We start from the raw sequence: 23,695 nt of genomic DNA, 5'->3' as shown, positions 1-23,695 counted from the left end.
TTTGTGAAATCCGCTTCTTTGGGCGGATTTTTCATTGATACTCTATTCTATACTTACAAACTAGCCCTACATGGACATCGAATTTAACAAAAACGAAGACGCACTTAAACAGCTTGTTTTTCAGTTACAGAGCAGATTAAAGAAAGTACACCTGGGTGGGGGCGAAAAGCGCATCCAGAAAGAACATGCAAAAGGCAAAATGACTGCCCGTGAGCGTGTGGACTATTTGCTTGACGAAGGCTCAGAGTTTTTAGAGATAGGTGCCTTTGCCGGCGAGGGTATGTACCAGGAAGTAGGTGGCTGCCCAAGCGGAGGCGTAGTAACAGGTATAGGCTATATTAAAGGCCGCCAGTGTGTAGTAGTTGCCAACGATGCTACCGTAAAAGCCGGTGCCTGGTTCCCGATCACGGCCAAAAAGAACCTTCGAGCCCAGGAGGTTGCCATAGAGAATAAACTTCCAATTGTATACTTGGTGGACAGTGCCGGTGTGTTCCTGCCCATGCAGGATGAGATCTTCCCGGACAAGGAGCACTTTGGCCGCATGTTCCGCAACAACGCGGTTATGAGCTCGATGGGCATTGTGCAGATTGCCGCGATCATGGGAAGTTGTGTGGCAGGCGGTGCTTACCTGCCTATCATGAGCGACGAAGCCCTGATAGTAGAAGGCACTGGCTCTATTTTCCTGGCTGGTTCATACCTGGTTAAAGCTGCCATTGGCGAAAGTATAGACAACGAAACGCTAGGCGGAGCCACCACACACAGCGAGATTTCGGGCGTTACAGACTATAAGTGCAAAGACGATAAAGAGGCGCTGGACCATATTCGCAACATCTTTGACAAGATGGGTGACTACAATAAGGCAGGTTTTAACAGATCCGAGCCAGCCGCGCCAAAACATGACGAGAAAGAGATCTATGGCCTGATGCCTGCCGACAGAGCGAAACCATACGACATGATGGACCTTATACTTCGCCTAGTTGATAATTCTGAATTTGAGCCATATAAAGATCATTACGGCCAAACGCTGATCTGTGGCCTTGCCCGCATTGATGGTTGGGCTGTGGGCATTGTGGCCAACCAGCGCAAGATCGTGAAGAGCAAAAAGGGCGAGATGCAGATGGGTGGCGTTATCTACTCCGACTCTGCTGACAAAGCTGCACGCTTTATCATGAACTGCAACCAGAAGAAAATCCCGTTGGTGTTTCTGCAGGATGTGTCCGGTTTTATGGTGGGCAGCAAAGCTGAGCACGGCGGCATTATTAAAGATGGTGCCAAAATGGTGAATGCCATGGCCAACTCTGTGGTGCCTAAGTTTACCATACTTGTAGGTAACAGCTACGGGGCCGGCAACTATGCCATGTGCGGCAAAGCCTACGACCCACGCCTGATCTACGCCTGGCCTACGGCACAACTGGCTGTAATGAGCGGCGCATCAGCTGCCAAAACGCTGCTGCAGATTCAAGTATCAGCGTTAAAAGCAAAAGGAGAAGAAATTACTCCGGAGGCAGAGCAGGAGTTGCTGGAGCGTATCACGGCAAAGTATAATGAGGAGCTTTCGCCATACTATGCGGCTGCCCGACTATGGGTAGACGGCATCATCGACCCGCTGGAAACAAGGAAAGTGATCTCTATGGGTATAGAGGCTGCCAACCACGCCCCTATCGAAAAGCCGTACAATGTAGGTGTAATTCAGACCTGATATTTTAGGGATCAGAGTTTATATAGGCATCCACTTGGCATAAATTTCTGTAAACTATAAAGTAATCAATAACTAATCATTACTCATTAGTCATTAAAAATTACTAATTACCTTAATTACGCATTACTTTGACGAAGAATGAAATAAAGGCGCTTATCTCGCTGTTGGATGATAGTGATTATGAGGTGGCGTCGCATGTGGAGAAGCAGATAGTTGCCTTAGGCGAGGGGATTATACCGTACCTGGAGGAAGAGTGGGAGGAAACACTGGACTCCGACCTTCAGAAAAAGATCGAGGATCTGATCCATAGCCTGCAGTTCGAGGGTTTAATGCAGAGGCTTAAAGCCTGGAAAGAGAACGGGGGGACAGATCTGCTGGAGGGGATGTACCTGGTCAACTCATACTTGTACCCTGATGTGGAGTATGCCAACATTACCAAAACCATAGATCAACTATACTTCGACGCCTGGACGCATATGAAGGATGAGATGCATCCGTATGACCAGGTAAAGGCACTGAATAATGTGTTATTTAAGGAGAAACGTTTTACGGCCAATACAAAGAATTTCCATTCGCCGGCCAACTCCATGCTGCACCTGGTGCTGGAAACCAAGCGCGGAAACCCCTTAACACTCTGTGTTATTTACATGACCTTAGCGCAGCGACTCGGTATGCCTGTTTATGGCGTAAACCTGCCCAATCTTTTTATACTTACCTATAAACTGGATGGTGTGCAGTTTTACATTAACGTGTACAACAAAGGGCTTATACTTTCCAAATCGGATATCGATAATTACATACTTCAGCTAAACCTGAACCCGATCGATATTTTCTATGAACCCTGCGATAACCTGGATATCATAAAGCGGGCATTGCGTAACCTGGCCTTCTCTTTTGAGAAGATGAACGACCCGGAGAAGGCAACGGAAGTAACCAAGCTGCTAGCGGCTATCACCGACGAAGAGCCACCGGTATAAGTCTCACAAGTATAAACTCCGCTGTAGAAAGGTATAATGAAAATATAAAAAGAGAGGGCCGGCAACAATTGCCGGCCCTCTCTTTTTATACTTTCAGGTACTTAATACTTCTTGATCAAACAGCCCGTGGCGCGTTTATCTGTTGCCGAAACCGATTTGTTGGCCAGTACATCAACGATAACGCTGCGCAGGTAATGGTTCTTAACCCCGGACTCAACCTGTGGGTTGTCATCAATGGCGCCTTTATACTTTAGCACAAAGCCATTGTTGGTATTGTGCAGCACAAACACCTCCGGGGTTTTAGTGGCGCCAAACTGGTTGCTTATTTTCTGTCCGGCGTCTGCCAGGTATGGGAAGCTATAGTTTTTTGAGGTCATTTCATCTAACGTTTCGCTTCCTTCGCCAACGCCAGGGTTAATGAACACAAACTGCACACCTCTGTTGGCATAAGTGCTGGCCAGGGTTACCAGGCGGTTCTCGTACAATTTAGCGTAAGGGCATTGGTTATTTGTAAACACCAGCACAACCGTTTTGGCATCAGCAAAATCGCTTAGCGAAACAGTCTGGTTCTTAGCGCCCTGCAGCGAGAAGTTAGCTACTTTATCGCCCAACTGGTAACCGCCGCCTTGTGCAAAGGCATAAGTAGTTACAAGGAAGGCTGCGGCAAATGCGGCTATATGTTTCATGACTTTAAATGTTTGTTCAAGTTAAGTTTGTATATCGTCGATGCAGTAAGTAAGTACGTGATCTGGCAGGAACTCGTATCTAATCTGATACAATTTACTGAAATCAGCGGTTATTACCTGCCCCTCCAGCATATTTTGTATTGCAGAAGGTTTTAGAATCAGGTTGTCCTTAAAAATCAGTTGCTTACGGCTGTACAACTTATACAAAGTTTCTTTGGCACTCCAGTACAGGCAGGTCTGGCTTTCGGTCTGGGCAGTGTATACATTCTCTACCTCGCTTAAAAACTTGCCGGCCACCCGCAGCGCCTTTGGCGATAGAAGTTCAATATCTATGCCAACTTCATACTTATCCGAAATAATAACAGCGGCAAGTGCCGGCGAATGCGAAACCGAAACATGAAACGGCAGACCCTCAAAGTATGGCTTCCCGTTTTGATCTTTCCTTAGAACGGCAGGCATACCGGTAAATTGCTTTAGCAAAGTATAAACCAGCACCCTGCTTGCCAGCCATTCTTTCTTGCGCTTATCATGTACTTTCTCGATCTGCGCGCAATCTACGTGTACAGGCAGCATGGCTTGCAGCTCTTGCAAAGATTCGCTTGTTTGCCAGATGCCCAGCACAGTGTGGGGGTTTAATACTTTTGATTGCAGCAGCGGCATAGGCAATAAACTACAGTAGGGCAGGTTTTATAAGTATGGGCACGCTTAGTTCGGCCAGATTGTTGTAAATTTAGCTAAAATTTAAAGATACAGAACCAATTGGCATTATGGCCAGCAAGATACAAGTACAAAAAGTAGCCACACTTACCGGGCACCGCGATTGCGTTTATACTTTGGAGCGGAGCGGCTCTGAAAACATTTTCTTCTCCGGTGCCGGCGATGGCATGGTAGTGGCCTGGGATTTAACCCAGCCTGAAAACGGGGAACTGGTGGCAAAGGTAACCAGCTCGGTATATGCATTACGCTACTTGCCAGACCGCAACCTGCTCCTCATCGGTCAGAACCAGGAAGGCGTGCAGGTGATCGACTTGAACACGAAACAGGTTTTAAAGTCGGTGGCGCTGCCCAAGGTAGCCATTTTTGATATTGCCTATACTTCGGAGAAGGTGTTTGTGGCCATGGGCAATGGCGCAGTTTGTGTATTAAACGGCCATACTTTTGAGTTGGAAACCATTATCCGGAAATCTGACCAAAGTGCCCGTTGCCTGGCCTACAACAAGTACAGCCATGAACTAGCAGTTGGCTACAGCGATAATGTGGTAAGGATCTTTGATGCGGCAACTTTAGAATTAAAGTATGAACTGAGGTCGCATACAAACTCTGTATTTACTCTGGCTTATACTCCTGATGGCAAGCAGCTGCTAACCGGCAGCCGCGATGCGCACCTGCGCGTTTGGGATGTGGCGCAGCAGTATAAAGAGAAGGGCTATGTAGTGGCACACATGTACACCATAAACCATATTGCCTTTAGCCCCGATGGCCGCCATTTTGCCACCTGCAGCATGGACAAGTCGATAAAAATATGGGACGCCGCGACTTTTAAGTTGCTGAAAGTGATAGACAAAGTGCGTAATGCTAGCCACGGCACATCGGTTAATAAATTATTTTGGTCGGCTCACAAGAATCAGTTAGTTTCGTGTAGCGATGACCGCACCATTTCGGTTTGGGATATTAATTTAGGAAGTTATGAAGATTACACCATTAGAGATCAGGCAAAAAACGTTTGAGAAGGCATTTAGAGGATTAGACAAGGATGATGTAAATGCGTTTTTGCTAACCCTGTCGCAGCAGTGGGAGAAGCTGATGGATGAGAACAAGGATCTGCGCATGAAACTGGACGCGTCGCACCGCGAAACCCAGAAACTGCGTGAGGTGGAGTCATCGCTGTACAAAACCCTGAAAACTGCAGAAGACACCGGTAATAACATTTTGGAGCAGGCTAATAAATCTGCCGAACTGAAAATGCGTGAGGCCGAGCTTAAGGCTAACGAATTGCTAAACCAGGCTCGTAACGAGGCACGCCAGATGCTGGAGAAAGCCAAGAGTGAGTCTGAGAAGCTGGTGGCGGAAATGCAACAGGAGGTAAAAGACCTGGAGCTGGACTACCTGCGCATGGAAGACCACCTGGATTCGATGGTGCGTGAGCTGCGAAACCTCGCAAACGAGGCACTTGAGAAAGCAGAACGCACTAAATCTAAACCTAAGACTGGTACAAACAGTATTCTTTCAAGAGCTACAGCAGTTCGCGTAGAAAACACCGAGCTGTTAAAAAAACTGAATGAAATGAATACTACAAACGAAACATATACTTTGCCTGAGACTACGGCCTCTAATGCGCCTGTAGCAGTAACCAACAGCAATGGCCAAGAGTACGAGCCATTCGGCGACCCGGCTCCGGATGTAACGCAGCCAAACGAGGTACCTACACCAACAACCCCTGTTCCTAATATCCCGGCACCGGAGGTTGAGCCGATCGAGCCTGACTATCCTGGCCGTGTGCCTGCGCCTGACATTGAGCAACCGGTTCCGGAAATTCAGCCGGTGCAGCCGGACAAGCCTGAAATTCAGCCACCAAACACAGAGCCTTCGCGCCAGGCATACACAGCAAACGGCGCAACGGTTAAGCCTGTTAGTGGCGGTTCTTTCTTCGATGAGATAGGCTAAGCTAAAAGCATGGGGCAGATTGCGCTGGAAGGCATGGAGTTCTTTGCCTTCCATGGGTTTTACGACGAGGAGCAGAAGATCGGTAATAAGTATGGCATCGACCTGATCATAAACACCGACCTTCGTCGCGCCGCAGAAAGCGATAACCTTGACGAGACAGTGAACTACGAAATACTGTACAAGCTGGTGCTGGAAGAGATGAAAATCCCCGCCCGCCTGTTAGAGCACCTTGGCCACCGCATCATCGATATAGTGTATGAGCAATTTCCGTTTGTACAGTCGGTAAAGGTGAACGTGTACAAGTTTAACCCGCCGCTTGGAGGCATTTGCAAATGGGCAAAGGTTAGTCTGGAAGAAGTGAGATAGTTTATACTTTAGATGATATCTGAAAGCAGCTGGTTTAGGCCAGCTGCTTTTGTTTTATAGCTGCCGTGCTCCACCACCCCTACAGGTTTACCTCACCCCAACCCTCTCCTAAGAACAGGAGAGGGAGCTAGTACTTACTGCCTCAACTGTCATCATAATAATTTTATCTATGTTCTCTTTTGTCATCCTGAAAGGATCTTATGAGATGGGAGGTTAAACAGCATCTACAACTTGTAAAGTTGGCATGAGTAACAACAGAACTCCCTCTCCTGTTCTTAGGAGAGGGTTGGGGTGAGGTAAATCTTAGATAATCTACACCAACCGCAACAACTCAGCGGCAGCGGCAAAGGCAGACTTTTGGCCGTTCTTAACCTGGTCTGCTATACTTTGCAATTGCTCTTTAACCTGCTGATGGCCGTAGAAATTATCTTCTAAACCCTGACGGATGGCTTCGTACATCCACTGCAGGTTCTGGTCGCGGCGCTTTTTTTCAAAGTAGCCATTAGCTTGTGTAAGATTCAGGTATTCAGAGATAGTTTGCCAGATGGTATCCAGGCCGGTGTTTTCTACTGCGGAGCAGGTGCTAACCTTAGGCAGCCAACCCGACGCCCCAATAGGGTAGAGGTGTAAGGCACTCTGGTACTCGGCTTGGGCTGAGGTGGCTTTACCCACATTGCCGCCATCGGCTTTGGTAATGGCAATGGCGTCGGCCATTTCCATAATGCCACGCTTAATCCCTTGCAACTCATCGCCGGCACCGGCCAGCATCAGCAGCAAAAAGAAATCGACCATGGCATGCACCGCCGTTTCAGATTGGCCAACACCTACAGTCTCCACAATAATGGTATCAAAGCCTGCAGCCTCGCAAAGTATAATGGTTTCGCGGGTATTTTTGGCTACCCCACCCAGCGACTTGCCAGCCGGTGAAGGCCGGATGTAAGCCTGTGGGTTCATGGACAGAGCCTCCATACGCGTTTTATCGCCAAGTATACTTCCGCCGGATCGCTGGCTTGTCGGGTCTATGGCAAGTACAGCCAGTTTCTTGTCCTGCTCCTTAATAAGGTAGCTTCCAAAAGCCTCAATAAAAGTACTTTTGCCCACCCCCGGTACCCCCGTAATGCCTATTCTTACAGAATTGCCCGCATGCGGCAGCACAGCATTGATAACCTGCTGAGCCAGTTCCTGGTCGCTAGCCAGTCTGCTCTCCACCAACGTAATGGCACGGCTAAGCATTACCCTATCCCCGGCAAGTATGCCATTTACATAAGTATCGGTGCTGAATCGTTTTGCCAATTGTGTTGAGGTTGTGATGCCGTGCTGGTTACAAATTTAAGATTTATAAGCGGAATCACTCATGCAGCAGTCAAGAATATAGATTTTGCTATATAACATAACAAATATTTTTGTGGATATATATGGATTTGCCATTTAAAAGCCTGAAATTGCACTCGAATTGACATTTGTGTAACGTGCTGATGCAGAAATTCTTTCACGTGTCTGCACAGGAGCAATGTCAGCTTAATCTAACCAAACAAAAGTATAAAGTACATCTACCAACCTTTATGAAAAAATTGTTGATGCTGGCAGCGGCCTTTGCGGGGGTACAAGCAAGTGCGCTGGCGCAAACAGAACTTAACAGCTTCTCGGTAGTAGGCCGTGGGGGCGTAATGAACACCTTTGTAACCGACTTTCAGGCCATAGGCGTAAACCCTGGCAACCTGGGCCGCAGCACTTCCATTGTTTCTTTTACCATCGGTGAGGGTGGGGTAGGAGCCAGTTCGCAGGCACTGACCAGAACAACAGTTAATCGCTTTATCGAGGCTGCGCAAAGCAACGAACTCACGCTGGCAGCACGCCGTGACCTGGCAAAAGCATTTACAAATGACAATGTGCTTAACGCTGGTGCCGACTTTAACACTTTTGCCCTTTCCATCAGTCTGCCAAAGTTCGGTGGCCTGGCGATCAGCAACCGTCAGCGTGCCCTTAGCCATGTGGCTTTCAACAAGAACTTTTCGGAGTTGGTATTTTTAGGACAGGATGCAGAGCTGTATCAGCAGTTTAGCCCGGGGCAGACGGTATATGTTTCGCAACTGTTTGAAGGCACAGAGCTAAAGGCATCGTGGGTAAATGAGTGGAATGTTGCCTATGGCCGCAAAATCATTGATCTACCTTTGCTAAATATTTATGCTGGTGCAGGATACCGCTATATCCAGGGCATGGCACTTTATGAGTTCAGCTCAAAAGGCGGAGAGGTGAAGGCGTATAGCGCTGCCTCGCCTATACTTGATATAGATTACGGCGATTACCTGAACGACCCGAAGTTTACTTACAACGATGCTGACAAATTGTTAAGCCCCGTTGGCCGTGGACATGGCGTAGACGTAGGTTTGTCAGCAGAGATCGTTAAGATCGTGAAAGTGAGCGCCTCGGTAACAGATATTGGCAAGATGACCTGGACAGAAAACCTGCTGCAGGCACAGGACAAGGGCTTTAAATTGCCAAAACACGATGGTTCTGAAGAGTATAGCTTTGAGAGTGCCGCCGAGATGGCTAAAACGATCATCGATAGCGCATTGGTATTTAATCCGGTAAGTGAGCTTAGTACCGATCTCCCAACCCGATTCAGAGCCGGTGTAGGCGTGAAACTGGGGCAGCGCGTAGAAGTTGGAGTTGATTATGTGCGTGCGCTTAATAATGCTCCGGGAAATATTTCTGAAGATTTTGTTGGTCTGGGTATCGATCTGAAGCCATTCTCGATGTTTCGTTTAAGCACAGGCGTTACTACAGGTGCCGGCGACAAGCTGAATGTTCCAGTGGGCTTTGCCATTGTTACGCCGGTGTATGAGTTCGGCATCAGTACCCGCGACATCACAGCGCCTTTCTCAGAAAATAACCCGGGTGGCTCTTTTGCCATGGGTTTCCTGAGGTTTAAGATCGGAAAGCCTAAAGTGCTTTAATCAAATAATTGTTTAATGGCTTAATTGCTAAATTGTCGATCAGGTCATTATATCTAAAAGCAGCAGCGGCAGCCTTTACTGAGGCTGCCGCTGCTGCTTTTTTATCTTAATACACTCTGGATCCTGATAAACCCTGAGGAAAGTTTGGTAAACCCAGGTCGCTTTTTTGCTTGCCCAGATGGAAGCCATTATCTACGTAATCGCTGGCTTTGCCTTTCGTATTCGGGTTATTGATCACGCCCAGGTAATAGTTGTCTTTTCGGGCTACATATACCTTGCCGTCGGGGCCCAACTGCAAAGCGCCTATACTTGGGCTGCCTGAGGTGCCGATCACCTCAGCGGATTTTGCAATGGCAGCCGCACTGCCTGCACTCAGGTCAAACTGCACGATCTGCGCCTTTTTCATCTGACCATTGTTTGTAGTACCGTATACTTTGGTGCCATCCGGGGAGAAAACCACCCCATAAGCCTCAGAGTATCCTTTCAAGTGGATCGGGTCTGATACTTTGCCGGTGCTGCGGTCAAAACGTAAGATCTCGAAGCTGCTGTCGTCGTTCCAGAGTGCTGCAGCCAGTCGGGTGCCGTCCGGTGATGGCACCAGGTAGCCGATTGCCTTACGGTTAGGTCCGCCGTGCACCATGCCCACCATGCTCATTACCGGTTTGGTAGTAACGCCCTCTTCGTTTATGAGGTAGGCCATGTAGCCATTGCTGTTCCAGCGGTGCGCCAAAACCCACCAGTCGCGTCCGTTGCTGTGGCGCACAGCGGTCAGCTTTTCGGTGGCTGGGGCAATTACAAAATTGTTGCGCGTTACAATATCGCCGTTGCCGTTGTCTTTGCTCATGTCCACGACGCTGTAGCGCAACCCATTAGACTGTGCCTGTATATCTGTGGTAAAGATGTAGTAGATGGTTTGGCTGCCTGGCTTAGGAAGTATAAGTGCCGACTGTGTAGAAGAACTTCCTCCCATCAGGCCATTGCCATTGGGCATAACCTTATGGTTTCGGTTCCAGACGGTAATGCCGTTGGTATACAGGAGCAGGTTCCCGTCATTATCAGATAAAGTTGCGCTTCCTTCTTCGGTAAACAACCTGCTGGAGGTGGCGGTAGGTGCACCGTCTTTAAAAATGATGCCTGCGCCTTTGCCAAAATACCAGTTGTTCTTCTCGCCCTGGGCCAATGCAGTCAAGCTGCTAAAAGTGAGGATGGCAGCAGCTACCACGTATTTTAATCTATTCATAGCAATTGTTTAACGTCTGATATTACCAGAAAGTACAAATGCAATGCCAAGTATAAATACCACATGTGTTTTTATACTTTGAATAGAAAGCATGAAGGGTGTGGCGTTTAGTTTTCGTGTAGCGCGGCTTCTTTTTCCGTTAGCTTGTACAGAGCAGGGTTCTGGGACAGCAGCTTGAGCAATACGCCATTTGTCCACCCAAAGCCGTCCTGGTTTGGGTACTCTCCACCGCCTGCCTCCAGGCCGATCTGCTCTACATTATACTTCTCCATCAGTTTTCCGGTAGCCAGGTATACTTTATTGTTCAGCTTTACCCAATTTCCAGCGATATTTTCGGCCAGCATGTCAAAGCCATAGTTCTGAAGGGCAGTTATGGTCATCCATTGCATCGGTGCCCAGCCATTAGGTGCGTCCCATTGCTGTCCGGTTTGGTTTAGGGTGGTTACCAGCCCACCTGGCTTTAAAAACGACCGCTGTATTTTCTGGGCTACAGCAGCGGCTTGCTTCCGTTTCACCATGTTAAAGTATAGCGGGTAAACAGCCGCCAGCGTGGGAATATCAGTGGTAGTGCCAGTTTTGAAGTTATAGTCGTAGAAGAAATCGTCTTTTTCGCTCCAGTTATACTTTTGGAGAGCGTCGCGGCGGGCCTTTGCCAGCTTTTCATACTTACGCGCTTCTTCGCGGTTGTTGGCCAATACAGCCATCTCCTGTAAGGTAAGCTCCATGTGGTAGAGCAATGCGTTCAGGTCAACGGGGATGATGCTGGTGGTCTGAATGGTGCTGATATCTTTGCCATCGGCGAACCAGCGGCTGCTAAAGTCCCAGCCGGATTCTGCGGCAGCCCTTATATCGCGGTAAATCTCTTCCGGTACTCTCCCTGACTGGTGAGCAAGTTCCACATCCTCAACGTAAGACTCTGGGCGTGGCGAAGGGTTGTCATCCCAGTATCGGTTCAGTATACTTCCATCGGGCATTTGCACCACGCGGCGGTAAGCAGGGTTGGCAGCAGAAAGTATTTCTTTGCCATCCATCCAGAAAGCGTATTCCTTTTTTAGGGCGGGCGCGTATTGTAGCAATACTTCGCGGCCTTTCTGTTGTGCCAGCACCCGTAGCATAAGTGCACAAAAGGGCGGCTGTGAGCGGCTCAGGTAATACGTGCGGTTGCCATTAGGTATGTGGCCCACCGTATTTATCAGGTGCGTAAAGTTATCTGCCATGCTCTGGATCAACGCTGTTTTGCCACTGACCTGCAAGCCCAGCATGGTAAAAAAGCTATCCCAGTAATAGATCTCCCTGAACCGTCCTCCCGGAACAACATAAGCATGCGGCAAAGGTATAAGAGAGCCGCCATCGGCCCCGGGCTGGCGTGTAAGCACGGGCCAGAGGCGCTCTATGTGCTGTGTTACAGAGTGGCTGGCATCGGTAGTGAAACCAGTGGCCGGTTGTGGCGGCAACTCGAAATGCTGCAGCACAAAGGCTTCCAGGTTAAAATCTGGCTGGTGCCTCTGTTGCTGGTAATCTTCTAAAATATATTCGGGTTTATTAAGCGGGATGCAGTCGGTAAATGTTTTGGAGTCCGGGAATACGCGTTGCATCTGAACCTGCTCAAATAGCTCGCCTAAGTCTTTGGCAGGGTGGTAATACTGCTGGGCCAGCGAAGGCTGCAAGGAAAGGGTAAAGGGCAAAACTAGCAGAATGTAAAGTCTCTGAGCGTTATAAATATACTTCATACTTCGCTTGGTTTGGCATAAGAGAAATCGTCAGCCTTCTATTACGCAAACCGGCAGCAAAGCGACAAGTATACTAACGGTAAGGGTATTGCACAAATGTTACCTGACCCATAGCGTCTTTTTCATATTTGCCTACAGTAAATTCTTTGAATCGTGCTTCAAAGTTCTCACTGCCAGGCTTTAACTCCTCAGGTACAGGGCTGTCGTTCAGAAAGAAGTATACTTTGGTAGTGCCATACTTGGTGTGGGGCATGTAGTCACCGTAAGCCTGCATTTGCTGCCAGAGTGTGTCGTTTACAGATACTGCGTAAATCCTTGTGATAGGGCCGGTGTTGTTCTCGTTTCGGTACATGGCAATCTCTTTAAAGTCTCCCTCCAGGTCATCGACACCAGGTATGGATAGGGTATCATAAATAAACCAGCCGATTAGAGCAAGCGATACAAGTATAAGGATGTGCTTTAGTTTCATGGAATGCTAATTAAGCCTTTGTTTTTTGTTTTTGAGAAAGCTTACAGCTGCAAAGTACGCCAAAGTCGGCAAACCCACCCATACCAGCTCACTTTTTACCACACGCCAACCCCATTCGCTAAAGAAGTTGCTTACCCCGATCGGGGAAACCTGTATCGGACGCCAGGGCAGAAAGTACCGGGTGTTATCGAAAGGGGCAAACACGGCGACACCCAAGCCACCGTTGGTTAAGGCATCCAGCAAGATGTGAGAAGCTGTGCAGAGGGTGAAGAAAAGTATGAGCACCAACCCCGGTTTACTTGTGAGCTTCGTGCTTCTGTAGAAAGCAGCCGTTACCGCTATCCCTAGTAGCAAGGCAAATACCAATGAGTGCGAAAATCCCCTGTGCCCGAACATGTGCTTATAAGGCACGCCAAACTTAAACATAACCACATCGGCATCCGGAATAATGGTGCAGAGGATGCCCAGTATCCAGAATTTAGCGGAAGTATACTTTCCGGGGAGGGTTTTGCCGAGTGCTACTGCCGCTAAGGCATGGGCGAATGCTGAGGCCATGGTTGAGTGGGTGGTTTGTTTGATTCAAGATAAGAATAAATATTGTCTTATGTGAATGGTCTAGCGCGGAGCTCAGCTCCGTGACAAGCTATAGATGCGAATCTCAGATTCGCTTTTATAACAAGGCACGGAAGTAACTTCCGCGCCAGCGGGATTGTAAGCGTGCAACCAAAGTTATTAGATCCACGTGCTGCTTTTCATGAGCGAAAAGTATAAGGCAAAAGATACGGAAGGTATATACTTTGTAACTATATCTGTTGTGCAATGGGCGGATGTGTTTACCCGCCGTGACTATTGTGAAGTTGTCTGTGAAAGCCTTGCTTATTGCCAAAAAGAAAAGAAACTGACACTCTATGCCTGGTGTATCATGACCAACCACGTACACCTTATTTGTTCATCTCCTACGTTGGCCAGCACTATTAGAGATTTCAAGAAGTATACCTCAAAAGAGCTGTATAGGTCGATTAAGCAAAATCCACAGGAGAGCAGAAAAGGGTGGTTATTATGGTTGATTAATTCAGTAGGAGAGTTTAGCATCAAACATGAAGAATATAAATTTTGGCAACCGGGTTACCACCCTGTTTTATTGAATAGTAATCAAATGCTGGATCAGCGACTTGAATACCTGCATCAGAATCCTGTAAAAGCTGGTTTTGTAGAGGAACCGGAACAATGGTATTACAGCAGCGCCAGAGATTATGCGGGGGAGAAGGGGCGGTTGGATGTAGTGTTGATTGAATAGCAAATAATGTCTGGCGCGGAAGTTACTTCCGTGCCTTGTAATAAAAGCGAATCTGAGATTCGCATCTATAGCTTGTCACGGAGCTGAGCTCCGCGCCAGAGAATAGCAAAAAAAACGCCGCAGCTGATGATTTCAACTACGGCGTTTCTTGAATTAAGACGCAAAATATTGCGTCTCTACTAACTCCCTAACTCTTTAACTCCCTTAATCAGCTTCTCCAGAATATTCTGCGCGGCCACAGAGATAATAGTACCCGGACCAAACACACCCTCAGCGCCGGCTTTGAACAGGAAGTCGTAATCCTGCGCCGGGATCACACCACCTACGATTACCATGATATCCTCGCGGTCTAGCTTGCGGAGTTCTTCAATCAACTGCGGAACCAGCGTTTTATGGCCGGCTGCCAAACTGCTCACGCCTACCACGTGCACGTCGTTTTCGGCGGCTTGCATAGCAACTTCGGCCGGGGTCTGAAACAGTGGGCCAATGTCCACGTCGAAGCCAAGGTCGGCGAAGGAGGTGGCGATTACTTTGGAGCCGCGGTCGTGGCCGTCCTGGCCCATTTTGGCAACCATGATTCTTGGCCTGCGGCCTTCCAGTTCTTCAAACTGATCGGCTAATACTTTAGCGCGGTCAAAGTTTTCGTCGTCGGTTAATTCTGCGGAATACACTCCTGAAATGGCTCTGATTACTGCTTTATGTCTGCCGTATACTTTTTCCAAAGCATCGGAAATTTCCCCCAACGTGGCCCTGCGTCTGGCTGCCTCAACAGCCAGGTCAAGCAGGTTGCCTTCTCCGGATTCAGCTGCATTGGTTAAAGCCTGCAAAGCGTTTAAAACGCTTGCCTCGTCACGGCTCTCTTTTATACTTGCCAGGCGGCGCAGCTGCGACTCACGCACAGCGGTATTGTCGATGTCGAGAATCTCGATTTCCTGCTCCTGCTCTGGTTTATACTTGTTAACGCCAACAATGATGTCCTTGCCGGAGTCGATGCGGGCCTGCTTGCGCGCTGCGGCCTCTTCGATTCGCATTTTCGGCAGACCGGTTTCAATGGCTTTTGCCATACCACCCAGTTCCTCTACCTCCTGCATCAGTGCCCAGGCTTTATGTGCGATCTCATGTGTAAGTGCTTCCACATAATATGATCCGCCCCAAGGGTCTACCACATTGGTGATGTGTGTTTCCTGTTGCAAGTAAATCTGTGTGTTACGGGCAATCCGTGCTGAGAAGTCAGTTGGCAGGGCTATGGCCTCGTCCAATGCGTTGGTGTGCAAGCTTTGCGTGCCACCTAGGGCAGCAGCAAGAGCTTCCACACAGGTACGGGTCACGTTGTTAAACGGATCCTGCTCGGTTAAGCTCCAGCCAGAGGTCTGGCAATGGGTGCGTAGTGCCAGCGATTTTGGGTTCTTTGGGTTGAACTGTTTCAGCAATTTAGCCCACAGCATACGTGCGGCGCGCATCTTGGCAATCTCCATAAAATGGTTCATACCAATAGCCCAGAAGAACGACAAACGTGGTGCGAAGTCATCAATGTCCATCCCTGCCTTCAAACCGGTGCGCACATACTCTAAACCATCCGCTAAAGTATAAGCCAGTTCTATGTCGGCGGTGGCTCCGGCTTCCTGCATGTGGTAACCCGAGATGGAGATGGAGTTAAAGCGCGGCATCTTCTTGGAAGTATACTCAAAGATGTCGGCGATGATCTTCATACTTGGCTCCGGCGGGTAGATGTAGGTGTTGCGCACCATGAATTCCTTCAGGATATCGTTTTGGATGGTACCGCTCAGTTGCTCCGGCTTCACGCCCTGCTCTTCGGCAGCTACAATGTAAAAGGCCATGATCGGCAGTACGGCACCGTTCATCGTCATGGAAACCGACATCTGGTCCAGCGGAATCTGGTCGAAGAGAATTTTCATATCCTCAACCGAGTCGATCGCCACACCGGCTTTGCCCACGTCGCCTACTACACGCGGGTGGTCGGAGTCATAGCCGCGGTGCGTGGCCAGGTCAAACGCTACCGAAAGGCCTTTCTGCCCCCCAGCCAAGTTGCGGCGGTAGAAGGCGTTGCTTTCCTCTGCTGTAGAGAAACCGGCGTACTGGCGGATGGTCCATGGCTTTTGCACATACATGGTGCTGTACGGCCCGCGCAGGTATGGCGGCAAACCGGCAGCAAAGTCCAGGTGCTCAAAGTGCGCGGCATCCTCCGAAGTATAAAAGCTTTTCACCTCTATCTGCTCCGGCGTTTTCCAGGGCTTTGGCGAAGTGTGGCTTTTTGAGCCCTGCTCAGCCGAGGCGATCTTATTTATGTCAACTTTAGAAAAGTCAGGTTTCATCTAACTAGAGGTTAAATTGCTTAATTGTTAAATTGTTGAGAGTTGATTGCGCGGTTTGGAGAACAACAATTTAGCCATCCAACCATTTAGCAATTCAATTCTAACTCGCATGCTCTGAGGTTATTACCCAGCGGCCGTCTTTCTTTTTCCAGAGCTGTGACGATACGCCACCCATCAGGCGCTTGCCATCCAACTCTATCTTCCAGCGGAAAACAAAGTATACAGCTTCTTTAGATACTTGCTCCAGGTGCAGCGGCTCGTAAGTATAAATGCCCATCTTGCTGCGGTCAGTAAAATCCTGCAAAAACATGTCGTATACTTCCTGATAGCCTTTTTCGGTACCGTTCTTACTGATCCAGAGCATTTCAGGAGAATTCCAGTAAAAGCGCATGGCAGTTTCCAGGTCGCCTTTGTTCCAGGCGGCTATCTGGCCTTCAAGCGCTTTTACTACCTCCTGTTCTGCCTTACTTTTAGGAGTCACAAACGATGAAAGTGCAGTTGCCAGAGCCATAGTTAGTATACTTATGATGATGTGCTTCATTACTCTTTATCGCCTTCGCCGTGCAGTTTCCTGTTTATCACATTCATGATAGCCGACATATCGCAGTCTTCGAAGATAAACTCATCGTAGCCATTATCGAGCATCTCATCTTTCATATGCTCCGGGTTATCGGCAAGTATAACAGTTGGCCTGGCATGGTGGTTACGGATTCTCGGACCAAACTCACGCACATAAGCCGTTTCCGAAGATGATACAACCAGCACTTCGATGTCTGTATTTGTCAGTTTATCTGATGCTTCCTCAACTGTTGCATACTGCTGTACTTCTGTATCGAAGCCGGCGCAGGTAAAGAATTCCTGGGCAAAGCTGGCGTTCACGTGGCGCTGTACTCTCCCCCCGATAACAGCGATTATCGCTCTCGGACGTCGCTGCATTTTACGCTTGTGCAGTTCGGTGGCCATGCGCATCACCTCGGTTGGGTATGCGGCGCGTGTCGTGTCAAAATCCGGGCTTTGTATCAGTTCCTCAGGGTCGAAGGTCAGCTGCTCTTTCGGGTTCGGATACTTGTTCGTGCCCACCAATACATCACGGCCAGTGGCCACATTGCGGAATTTCCGACGGCTTACCTCTGTAATGGTGCCAAGTATAAATCCTTCCTTATAAGCCTCTTCAAAGCCGCCGCGTTCTTCTACCTCCTTAAATAATTTCCAGGCCTTTTGGGCCAGTGCATTCGTCAGCGACTCCAGGTAGTAAGAGCCAGCCGCTGGGTCAATGGCCTTATCCAGGTAAGCTTCCTCTTTAAGTATAATGGATACGTTGCGGGCAATGCGCTCCGAAAACTCATCCGATGCCCTGAAAGTGCTGTCGAAAGGAGTAACCGTTAAGGAGTCGCAGCCAGAGATAACCGCAGCCATGGCCTCGGTGGTGGTGCGCAGCATGTTCACGTATGGGTCCAGGGTGGTTTGGTACCAGCTGGAAGTTGAACTATGGATACGCAGGCTGGCAGCCAGTTCCGGGTCAGCCCCATATGCCTCAACCACAGTTGCCCACAACAGGCGCAATGCACGCAGCTTGGCAATCTCGAAGAAATAGTTTGTACCCGAGGCTACATGGAACTGCATGTTGCGCAACACCGAATCCAGGGGTTCGCCGGCATCTGTCAGCCTGTCTATGTAAGCCACGGCAGCGCTCAGGGTGTAGGCAACCTCTTGCGTTATAGAGGCTCCGATATTACTGAAGCTGGTTCCGTTTACAGTAATGCCATACAAACCCATGCTGTTTTTGGTAAGCTCCAGCACCTGGATTATGGCTTTTTTCTCTTCATGGGTAATGGTGCTTTTTATCGTGATCGGGTCGAAGCTGACAAAGCCTTTCAGATCAGTATGTGCCAGGCCACAGTTTTTCAGCTCGTCGTACAGGTGCTGCAGAAACGTATCGGGCTGCTCTTGTAAAGTATAGGATACTGTCTGGCTGGTCAGGTCTATCTTCCGGACTAAATAAGCCAGGTCAAACAACTCCGGGTTGTGGACAACAAAATGTACACCATCCGCGCCTCGCTGCAACGCATCTGCGGCCTTCTCTATGTCATGTCTTCCGTTGCCCTTTGCCTCGATCTGCTGTATGTTCTGCCAGCTGTTGTCGCTGGTTTTATGGCCACGCAGGTACGGGAACTGGCCCGGCTCATGTTTTGTAAAGGGCAGGCCGGCAATTTCCTCCTTGGCGTAGTATGGCTTTACGTCGATATTCTCGTAGGTGTGCCAGGTCAGGCTTTCGAGGGGCGTTTCGCGAAGGTCTTTCTGTGCTTTATGCTCCCAGTCAGCCAGGCTGGCCGTATTAAATTCTGAAAATAGCTTCTGCTCTTCCGTCATCATGCTGTTTTTGTAATTTGATGTAAAGATAAACTTTTCTGCTTAAGGTTGTAGAGAGGCTGCAGCTGTATATCTGCAAAATGCTATGCTTTAACTGATCCGGGCCATGTATGCCTGGTAGAACCAATAGCCTATAAGCAACCAGATAATAACGATAACGCCAGCCATTATGTAATTTGGCTTTCGTTCCATCAGCTGCTCTTTTGCCCTTTGGCGATAGAGTGCAATGATCTCATCGGGCACAAGTTTGATGGAAAGCCAGATGCCAAGCGGAAGTATAAGAAGGTCGTCGAGGTAGCCGAGTATGGGTATAAAATCCGGGATCAGGTCGATGGGGCTGAAGGCATAGGCCACTGTTATTACCAGCACTACTTTTGCCATAAACGGGATGCGTGGGTCTCGGGAGGCCAGGTATAAAGTATAGATGTCCTCTTTCAGTTTTCGTACAGTTTCTTTCCATTTCCGAAGCATGGTTTTTTGTACGGAAGATTTTGGGTTTTGGAGAAGGTGATAGGGAATAGCGACTTTATACTTTCGCCTTTTGTTGTAGCTGTTACGCAGGCTTACGTTATTCTGCCTTTTTATCTAGCTAACTGTAATCCTCAGTCTTACTTGCATATCGTTTCACCTCTGGCCTTGGTTCCCTCAAGGCCGGGAGGCCTCGCCTTTGGGCATCGCGCTATCTATTGAAGCTGCTCCTCGCTCCGCTGCGGGCTGCTGAGCAAGCTCAGCACCGCAACAATAGAAGGCGCTCAACCCAAAGGCTGGGATGGACACTTCTTGGTAAACGGCTGATGTAATTTGCAAGCAATTATAAAATAAGTAGTTGCAGAAATTCCCCGCCTTAGATAAGGAGGGGATAAAGGGGTGGTTTGACCCGGTATTAATGAATTTCATACTTGCGGAACATATTTCACATATCTCCTACAAAGCAAAGTACCCTAACCATGTGCACCAATGACGATTTTTTGTTTGAGCGTTCACCGAGTGGGGGAAGGGGCCCTCGACAAACAAAATTGTCTTGATTCTTTTGCTTACTTTTCTCATCAAGGAGAAAAGTAAGGGCCAGCCGGCGAGGCGAAAAGCTGGCAACGAGCAAAAAGCTTCATCAAGTAATAGAATGAAATAAGAACAGCATTACCACAAATAATCCACGCTCACACTTCCATACTAAGCCCCAAGTCCTTATCTTCATACTTCCACCGTAAAACCAGACATGAAAAAGCATAATATCATACTTACAGCCTTGGGCTTGGGCTTGCTGGCAGCACCTGCCGTGGCGCAGGAAAGCAAGCTGCTTGCTAAAGCCAATGCCATGGCCGACAAAATAGAGCCTAAAGTTATTGAGTGCCGCCGCTACTACCACGAAAACCCCGAACTCAGCAACCGCGAAACAGAAACGGCAAAACGCATAGCCCAGGATCTGAAAAAGCTGGGCATAGAAGTCGAAACCGGAATCGCCAAAACCGGGGTGGTAGGTATACTTAAAGGAGGCAAGCCAGGGCCAGTGGTTGCCCTCAGGGCCGACATCGACGCGCTGCCGGTTACGGAACGCGCCGACGTGCCGTTTGCCTCTAAAGCAAAAGGTGAGTACAATAAGCAGGAGGTAGGCGTAATGCATGCCTGTGGCCACGACACGCACATTGCCATGCTACTGGGTGCTGCCGAAGTATTGGCAAGTATGAAAAATGAGATACCGGGCACTGTGAAATTTATCTTTCAGCCGGCAGAGGAAGGTGCACCGGCAGGAGAGGAGGGAGGCGCCTCGCTGATGGTAAAAGAAGGTGTGCTGGAGAAAGGGCCAAAGCCAGAAGTGATCTTCGGATTGCACATCAACTCACAGACAGAGGTAGGCACGCTGAAGTATAGACCGGGAGGTATCATGGCTGCTGCGGATGTGTTCAAGATAAAAGTGAAAGGCAAGCAGGTACACGGCGCAAGCCCCTGGAATGGTATAGACCCGATCGTGGTGTCGTCGCAGATCATTTACGGCTTGCAAACAATCATCAGCCGCCAGACAGAGCTTACCAAAGATGGGGCTGTGATTACAGTAGGCATGATACAAGGTGGCGTGCGCAACAACATTATTCCGGAGGAAGTGGAGATGGAAGGCACTATCCGTACGTTGGATAAGGATATGCAGAAAAAGATCCACGAAAAAATTAAGCTCACAGCAACCAAGATCGCCGAAAGCGCTGGTGCTACTGCTGAGGTAGAGATAAGAGAAGCTGCTGCTTTAACGTACAATGACCCAGCTTTAACTGCTAAAATGCTTCCTACGCTGCAAGCCGTAGCCGGCAAGGACAAGGTTGTATTGATGAACGCCATGACAGGCGCCGAAGATTTCTCATACTTTCAACAGAAGATCCCGGGTTTATACTTGTTTGTAGGCGGCATGCCCAAAGGCCAGGACCCGGCCACAGCTCCTGCCCATCATACTCCGGATTTCTTTATAGATGAAAGCGGCATGAAACTAGGCGTGAAAACCCTGACAAACCTTACACTGAACTACATGAGCAGTAAGGGCAAGAAATAAAAGCCATAAAAAAAGCGGAACCTCAACAGTTCCGCTTTTTTATTGCATTTAACTCGCTTTAAAGAGAGTTGTAGTATGCTATAATTTGAGGGAGATCTTTTCCGGGCTTGAATTTTAGCTTATTCTCCTTCATGTACGCTTTTACTTTGTCCTGGTGGTTGCCGAGTGCAGCAAGGTTTTTATTTTGGTTCTTGCTAACCTCTGTCAGTTCTTTGCTGTCGGCCTTTTTTATGTAGTATACTTCCTTCTTTACGATTTTGTCCTGCTTGCTGCCCACGTCCAGGGCAACGTTGTAGCCAGCCTTTATAACCTCAATTCTATACTTTTTCAGTAAGGCCAGTTTGCCATCTTTTATTACCTCAACAAAACCCAGTAAGGGTACTCCGTTTACCTTAAAACCGTGGTTCTGGCTGTTTAAAAACTCACGCTTGCCGCCCAATTTATTGTCCATCACAAAGGCCATCACGTTGACGCCATTCACTACACGGGCATCAGACAGTTCTTTCAGCTCTTCCTCGCCTTTCAGCAGGAACTGGTTCATTTCAATGTCAAACTGAAACTGCTGCTCTTCGAGCTTTCTGTTAAGTGTAAAGAAAAGCGTGCCTTTGTTCCAGTCGTCCGTCAGGAAGGTTGTACCTATTGGCGCATTGGCTGAGTAGTCAACATCGTCTGGTGAGATGGCCTTGTGCTGTCCGAATCCCTCTCCAACGTAAGTGGTCATTTGGCCAATGTGGGTGGGCATGGCCTTTGCCGTTTTGCCGCTTATCACCTGCTGGGCATTGGCGGCAGTTACGCTAAAAACCGTGAAAGCGGCAATGGTAAATAACTTTGTAGTTTTTTTCATGCTAGTGTTAGGTATTGTTGGTGTAACACTAATTTAGCTAATACAAGTATAATTTGCCAGCCTTTATTTTCTTGCCATTGCCTGTGATCTGATAAGTATATGTGCCTGCCGCCAGGTGCGATGGACGTTTAATCATATTTTTGCCGGGAGTAAGGGGTATTGTGGCTACTTGCTGCCCCATAACATTCCATAACTGCAGTTCGGCGTTTTTGTGCTCAATTCCCTCAATAAAAATTTTGTCGGATGCCGGGTTAGGGTAAACAGCTACATCATTTTCCTCTTTTTGTTTTGAAGTGGAAAGCAAGGGAGAACCAATTTGCACGTATGCAAAATCCCAGGCTGAGTGTTCAGACATATTCTCTGTTACAATTGATTTTGTGCCGATTATATAAGGCTGTTTTCGCGCATGGGCAGCTGTTGGAGTAATGACAACTTCTATAACTTTTCCCCTTAACGAGTCACGTAGTGAAATTATTTGGGAACCAAAATCACGGGTGTGCTCTAGTTGGAGCTCGCTATATAACTCAGGGGTTTTAGGGATCTGTCCACTTTTCTCAGAAACGTAGAATTCCAGTTTGAGTCGCTCATTGGGCTTTGCTATAATCATTCCATCAGTGGTAAATTGATAGCGTTCCTTATTAACAAGTATTGCTTTAGGTTCGATATAAATTTCCTGCACTTTGAGTTGGAAATCGAAAGTTGTTTGAGCTACTAACTTACTGTCCTTATACTCTTCTACTAAAACGGCGAAAACATATTCTCCTTTAACCTGAGGTGATACCCAATTTATCTCGCCAAACTTGTTAATTGATATCCCGTTCGGTAATGTATAGCCAGGTACATTTGCGACAATGCCACCATTTTTATGTAAAGGCGTGACAAACTTATAAACAAGTTCATCTCCGTCGGTTTCATAAGCTCTTAAGTTATGTTTGAAAGGTTTACCAACATAAGCAAAAGCTGCCGCAGGAGCATCAAACCGGACACCATTATTGGGGTTAGCTTCGGAAGAAATTTCCAAGGTTGACTTTACATGAAAAGTAAGTTGGTCTGATGGAGGAGCAAAATTTAAAAGACTGGGATTGCGGTTTATTAATGTACAGCTGATGTTAAAAGTACCCGAATTAGGAAAAGTATAATCCCATTTATAAATCTCCAAATCTATTTGATTTACCAAATTTACAACCGTAGATGAATATTTGGGAACGTCGATAGAGGTGTTCGGCGCAATATTAGTTCCGGAAAAATTGATTGTTACTGAAGGATCATCGGCATTTGAAGCTCTGTCTGTATTCACATGTAGTTCGAAGTGGTATCGTAGAGGATTATCCTTATCAGCTTTGTGTGTGATATATCCGCCTCTGATATGTGTTGCGGAAGCAGTTGAAAAAATGAAAAGGAAGAAAAAAACTGTCAGACAAAGTAAAGTTGTTTTCATATCTACTATTTAGAAATAAGTTCTGCCTTCATACTTTAATGGGTATGAGTGTCTAAAGCTAAATAAATAGATTGATATTTAGTTTATAC

The 23,695-nt window shown here is 47.9% G+C and carries 21 protein-coding genes; 8 read left to right on the top strand and 13 right to left on the bottom strand.

Annotation, left to right across the window (positions count from 1 at the left end):
* The first annotated feature begins 70 nt into the window (after positions 1 to 70).
* On the top strand, positions 71 to 1,699 hold the full coding sequence (locus AC4BAP_RS04295; RefSeq protein WP_490581389.1) for an acyl-CoA carboxylase subunit beta: 1,629 nt from the start codon (positions 71 to 73) through the stop codon (positions 1,697 to 1,699).
* 128 nt (positions 1,700 to 1,827) lie between these two features.
* Positions 1,828 to 2,676 carry a transglutaminase-like domain-containing protein gene (locus AC4BAP_RS04290; protein ID WP_490581388.1) on the top strand — a complete coding sequence of 283 codons (849 nt, stop codon included), beginning with the start codon at positions 1,828 to 1,830 and terminating at the stop codon, positions 2,674 to 2,676.
* Between the two features lie 101 nt (positions 2,677 to 2,777).
* Here AC4BAP_RS04290 and AC4BAP_RS04285 read toward each other — a convergent pair whose 3' ends face one another.
* Together AC4BAP_RS04285 and AC4BAP_RS04280 are read right to left on the bottom strand one after the other, a co-directional pair.
* Complete coding sequence (locus tag AC4BAP_RS04285) at positions 2,778 to 3,362, bottom strand: thioredoxin family protein (RefSeq protein ID WP_490581387.1); 585 nt, start codon at positions 3,360 to 3,362, stop codon at positions 2,778 to 2,780.
* Positions 3,363 to 3,383: 21 nt separating this feature from the next.
* Complete coding sequence (locus AC4BAP_RS04280; protein ID WP_490581386.1) at positions 3,384 to 4,022, bottom strand: 4'-phosphopantetheinyl transferase superfamily protein; 639 nt, start codon at positions 4,020 to 4,022, stop codon at positions 3,384 to 3,386.
* A gap of 107 nt (positions 4,023 to 4,129) precedes the next feature.
* Here AC4BAP_RS04280 and AC4BAP_RS04275 point away from each other — a divergent pair, with 107 nt between their 5' ends.
* Genes AC4BAP_RS04275 through folB form a run of 3 tightly spaced genes read left to right on the top strand, consistent with a single transcriptional unit; the run spans position 4,130 to position 6,392 of the window.
* Positions 4,130 to 5,089, top strand: coding sequence for a WD40 repeat domain-containing protein (locus AC4BAP_RS04275; protein WP_490581385.1), 960 nt, complete (start codon positions 4,130 to 4,132; stop codon positions 5,087 to 5,089).
* On the top strand, positions 5,049 to 6,026 hold the full coding sequence (locus tag AC4BAP_RS04270) for a DivIVA domain-containing protein (protein WP_490581384.1): 978 nt from the start codon (positions 5,049 to 5,051) through the stop codon (positions 6,024 to 6,026). The genes AC4BAP_RS04275 and AC4BAP_RS04270 overlap by 41 nt, the downstream gene beginning before the upstream one ends.
* A 9-nt stretch (positions 6,027 to 6,035) precedes the next feature.
* Entirely contained in the window at positions 6,036 to 6,392 is a 357-nt protein-coding gene (folB, locus tag AC4BAP_RS04265) for a dihydroneopterin aldolase (protein WP_490581383.1), read from the top strand.
* A gap of 312 nt (positions 6,393 to 6,704) precedes the next feature.
* Here the strand turns inward: folB and meaB are convergent, their stop codons facing one another.
* Positions 6,705 to 7,685, bottom strand: coding sequence for a methylmalonyl Co-A mutase-associated GTPase MeaB (meaB, locus tag AC4BAP_RS04260; RefSeq protein WP_490581382.1), 981 nt, complete (start codon positions 7,683 to 7,685; stop codon positions 6,705 to 6,707).
* Positions 7,686 to 7,954: 269 nt separating this feature from the next.
* Here meaB and AC4BAP_RS04255 point away from each other — a divergent pair, with 269 nt between their 5' ends.
* Positions 7,955 to 9,349 (top strand): DUF5723 family protein, encoded by a 1,395-nt coding sequence (locus tag AC4BAP_RS04255; RefSeq protein WP_490581381.1) that lies wholly within the window; start codon positions 7,955 to 7,957, stop codon positions 9,347 to 9,349.
* Between the two features lie 106 nt (positions 9,350 to 9,455).
* Here the strand turns inward: AC4BAP_RS04255 and AC4BAP_RS04250 are convergent, their stop codons facing one another.
* From AC4BAP_RS04250 to AC4BAP_RS04235, 4 genes are all read right to left on the bottom strand, one after another.
* Positions 9,456 to 10,589, bottom strand: coding sequence for a YncE family protein (locus tag AC4BAP_RS04250; protein ID WP_490581380.1), 1,134 nt, complete (start codon positions 10,587 to 10,589; stop codon positions 9,456 to 9,458).
* 107 nt (positions 10,590 to 10,696) lie between these two features.
* On the bottom strand, positions 10,697 to 12,319 hold the full coding sequence (treF, locus tag AC4BAP_RS04245) for an alpha,alpha-trehalase TreF (RefSeq protein ID WP_490581379.1): 1,623 nt from the start codon (positions 12,317 to 12,319) through the stop codon (positions 10,697 to 10,699).
* 73 nt (positions 12,320 to 12,392) lie between these two features.
* Positions 12,393 to 12,788 (bottom strand): hypothetical protein, encoded by a 396-nt coding sequence (locus AC4BAP_RS04240; protein WP_490581378.1) that lies wholly within the window; start codon positions 12,786 to 12,788, stop codon positions 12,393 to 12,395.
* Positions 12,789 to 12,794: 6 nt separating this feature from the next.
* A complete protein-coding gene (locus AC4BAP_RS04235) occupies positions 12,795 to 13,343 on the bottom strand; it encodes a metal-dependent hydrolase (protein WP_490581377.1) in 549 nt (182 codons plus the stop codon).
* 199 nt (positions 13,344 to 13,542) lie between these two features.
* Between AC4BAP_RS04235 and AC4BAP_RS04230 the strand changes: the two genes are divergently transcribed.
* On the top strand, positions 13,543 to 14,085 hold the full coding sequence (locus AC4BAP_RS04230; RefSeq protein WP_490581376.1) for an REP-associated tyrosine transposase: 543 nt from the start codon (positions 13,543 to 13,545) through the stop codon (positions 14,083 to 14,085).
* A 179-nt stretch (positions 14,086 to 14,264) separates the two neighbouring features.
* On the opposite strand, the gene scpA is transcribed toward AC4BAP_RS04230, so the two are convergent.
* The 4 genes from scpA to AC4BAP_RS04210 all read right to left on the bottom strand — a co-directional run bounded on the left by scpA (position 14,265) and on the right by AC4BAP_RS04210 (position 19,259).
* Complete coding sequence (gene scpA, locus AC4BAP_RS04225; RefSeq protein ID WP_490581375.1) at positions 14,265 to 16,418, bottom strand: methylmalonyl-CoA mutase; 2,154 nt, start codon at positions 16,416 to 16,418, stop codon at positions 14,265 to 14,267.
* 100 nt (positions 16,419 to 16,518) lie between these two features.
* Positions 16,519 to 16,959 carry a YybH family protein gene (locus AC4BAP_RS04220; protein WP_490581374.1) on the bottom strand — a complete coding sequence of 147 codons (441 nt, stop codon included), beginning with the start codon at positions 16,957 to 16,959 and terminating at the stop codon, positions 16,519 to 16,521.
* Positions 16,959 to 18,791: a methylmalonyl-CoA mutase family protein gene (locus AC4BAP_RS04215; protein ID WP_490581373.1), complete on the bottom strand. Its 1,833-nt coding sequence runs from the start codon at positions 18,789 to 18,791 to the stop codon at positions 16,959 to 16,961. Before AC4BAP_RS04215 ends, AC4BAP_RS04220 begins: the two co-directional genes overlap by 1 nt.
* An 87-nt stretch (positions 18,792 to 18,878) precedes the next feature.
* Positions 18,879 to 19,259: a YkvA family protein gene (locus AC4BAP_RS04210; protein WP_490581372.1), complete on the bottom strand. Its 381-nt coding sequence runs from the start codon at positions 19,257 to 19,259 to the stop codon at positions 18,879 to 18,881.
* Positions 19,260 to 20,004: 745 nt separating this feature from the next.
* On the opposite strand from AC4BAP_RS04210, the gene AC4BAP_RS04205 reads away from it, so the two are divergent.
* On the top strand, positions 20,005 to 21,324 hold the full coding sequence (locus AC4BAP_RS04205; protein WP_490581371.1) for an amidohydrolase: 1,320 nt from the start codon (positions 20,005 to 20,007) through the stop codon (positions 21,322 to 21,324).
* Positions 21,325 to 21,382: 58 nt separating this feature from the next.
* Here AC4BAP_RS04205 and AC4BAP_RS04200 read toward each other — a convergent pair whose 3' ends face one another.
* Both AC4BAP_RS04200 and AC4BAP_RS04195 read right to left on the bottom strand, forming a co-directional pair.
* A complete protein-coding gene (locus tag AC4BAP_RS04200; protein WP_490581370.1) occupies positions 21,383 to 22,168 on the bottom strand; it encodes a hypothetical protein in 786 nt (261 codons plus the stop codon).
* Positions 22,169 to 22,205: 37 nt separating this feature from the next.
* Entirely contained in the window at positions 22,206 to 23,606 is a 1,401-nt protein-coding gene (locus AC4BAP_RS04195; protein ID WP_490581369.1) for a T9SS type A sorting domain-containing protein, read from the bottom strand.
* Positions 23,607 to 23,695: the final 89 nt, after the last annotated feature.

The sequence above is a fragment of the Pontibacter sp. GD7 genome (assembly GCF_058216375.1).
Note: the sequence above shows the minus strand (reverse complement) of the source record. Positions and strands in the feature narration are given on the sequence as shown.

Excerpts from the sequence above, each read along its gene's own strand:
- AC4BAP_RS04295 (WP_490581389.1), top strand. The coding sequence starts at position 71 with ATGGACATCGAATTTAACAAAAACGAAGACGCACTTAAACAGCTTGTT.
- AC4BAP_RS04285 (WP_490581387.1), bottom strand. The coding sequence starts at position 3,362 with ATGAAACATATAGCCGCATTTGCCGCAGCCTTCCTTGTAACTACTTAT.
- AC4BAP_RS04280 (WP_490581386.1), bottom strand. The coding sequence starts at position 4,022 with ATGCCGCTGCTGCAATCAAAAGTATTAAACCCCCACACTGTGCTGGGC.
- AC4BAP_RS04275 (WP_490581385.1), top strand. The coding sequence starts at position 4,130 with ATGGCCAGCAAGATACAAGTACAAAAAGTAGCCACACTTACCGGGCAC.
- AC4BAP_RS04270 (WP_490581384.1), top strand. The coding sequence starts at position 5,049 with ATGAAGATTACACCATTAGAGATCAGGCAAAAAACGTTTGAGAAGGCA.
- folB (WP_490581383.1), top strand. The coding sequence starts at position 6,036 with ATGGGGCAGATTGCGCTGGAAGGCATGGAGTTCTTTGCCTTCCATGGG.
- AC4BAP_RS04255 (WP_490581381.1), top strand. The coding sequence starts at position 7,955 with ATGAAAAAATTGTTGATGCTGGCAGCGGCCTTTGCGGGGGTACAAGCA.
- AC4BAP_RS04250 (WP_490581380.1), bottom strand. The coding sequence starts at position 10,589 with ATGAATAGATTAAAATACGTGGTAGCTGCTGCCATCCTCACTTTTAGC.
- treF (WP_490581379.1), bottom strand. The coding sequence starts at position 12,319 with ATGAAGTATATTTATAACGCTCAGAGACTTTACATTCTGCTAGTTTTG.
- AC4BAP_RS04240 (WP_490581378.1), bottom strand. The coding sequence starts at position 12,788 with ATGAAACTAAAGCACATCCTTATACTTGTATCGCTTGCTCTAATCGGC.
- AC4BAP_RS04235 (WP_490581377.1), bottom strand. The coding sequence starts at position 13,343 with ATGGCCTCAGCATTCGCCCATGCCTTAGCGGCAGTAGCACTCGGCAAA.
- AC4BAP_RS04230 (WP_490581376.1), top strand. The coding sequence starts at position 13,543 with ATGAGCGAAAAGTATAAGGCAAAAGATACGGAAGGTATATACTTTGTA.
- scpA (WP_490581375.1), bottom strand. The coding sequence starts at position 16,418 with ATGAAACCTGACTTTTCTAAAGTTGACATAAATAAGATCGCCTCGGCT.
- AC4BAP_RS04220 (WP_490581374.1), bottom strand. The coding sequence starts at position 16,959 with ATGAAGCACATCATCATAAGTATACTAACTATGGCTCTGGCAACTGCA.
- AC4BAP_RS04215 (WP_490581373.1), bottom strand. The coding sequence starts at position 18,791 with ATGATGACGGAAGAGCAGAAGCTATTTTCAGAATTTAATACGGCCAGC.
- AC4BAP_RS04210 (WP_490581372.1), bottom strand. The coding sequence starts at position 19,259 with ATGCTTCGGAAATGGAAAGAAACTGTACGAAAACTGAAAGAGGACATC.
- AC4BAP_RS04205 (WP_490581371.1), top strand. The coding sequence starts at position 20,005 with ATGAAAAAGCATAATATCATACTTACAGCCTTGGGCTTGGGCTTGCTG.
- AC4BAP_RS04200 (WP_490581370.1), bottom strand. The coding sequence starts at position 22,168 with ATGAAAAAAACTACAAAGTTATTTACCATTGCCGCTTTCACGGTTTTT.
- AC4BAP_RS04195 (WP_490581369.1), bottom strand. The coding sequence starts at position 23,606 with ATGAAAACAACTTTACTTTGTCTGACAGTTTTTTTCTTCCTTTTCATT.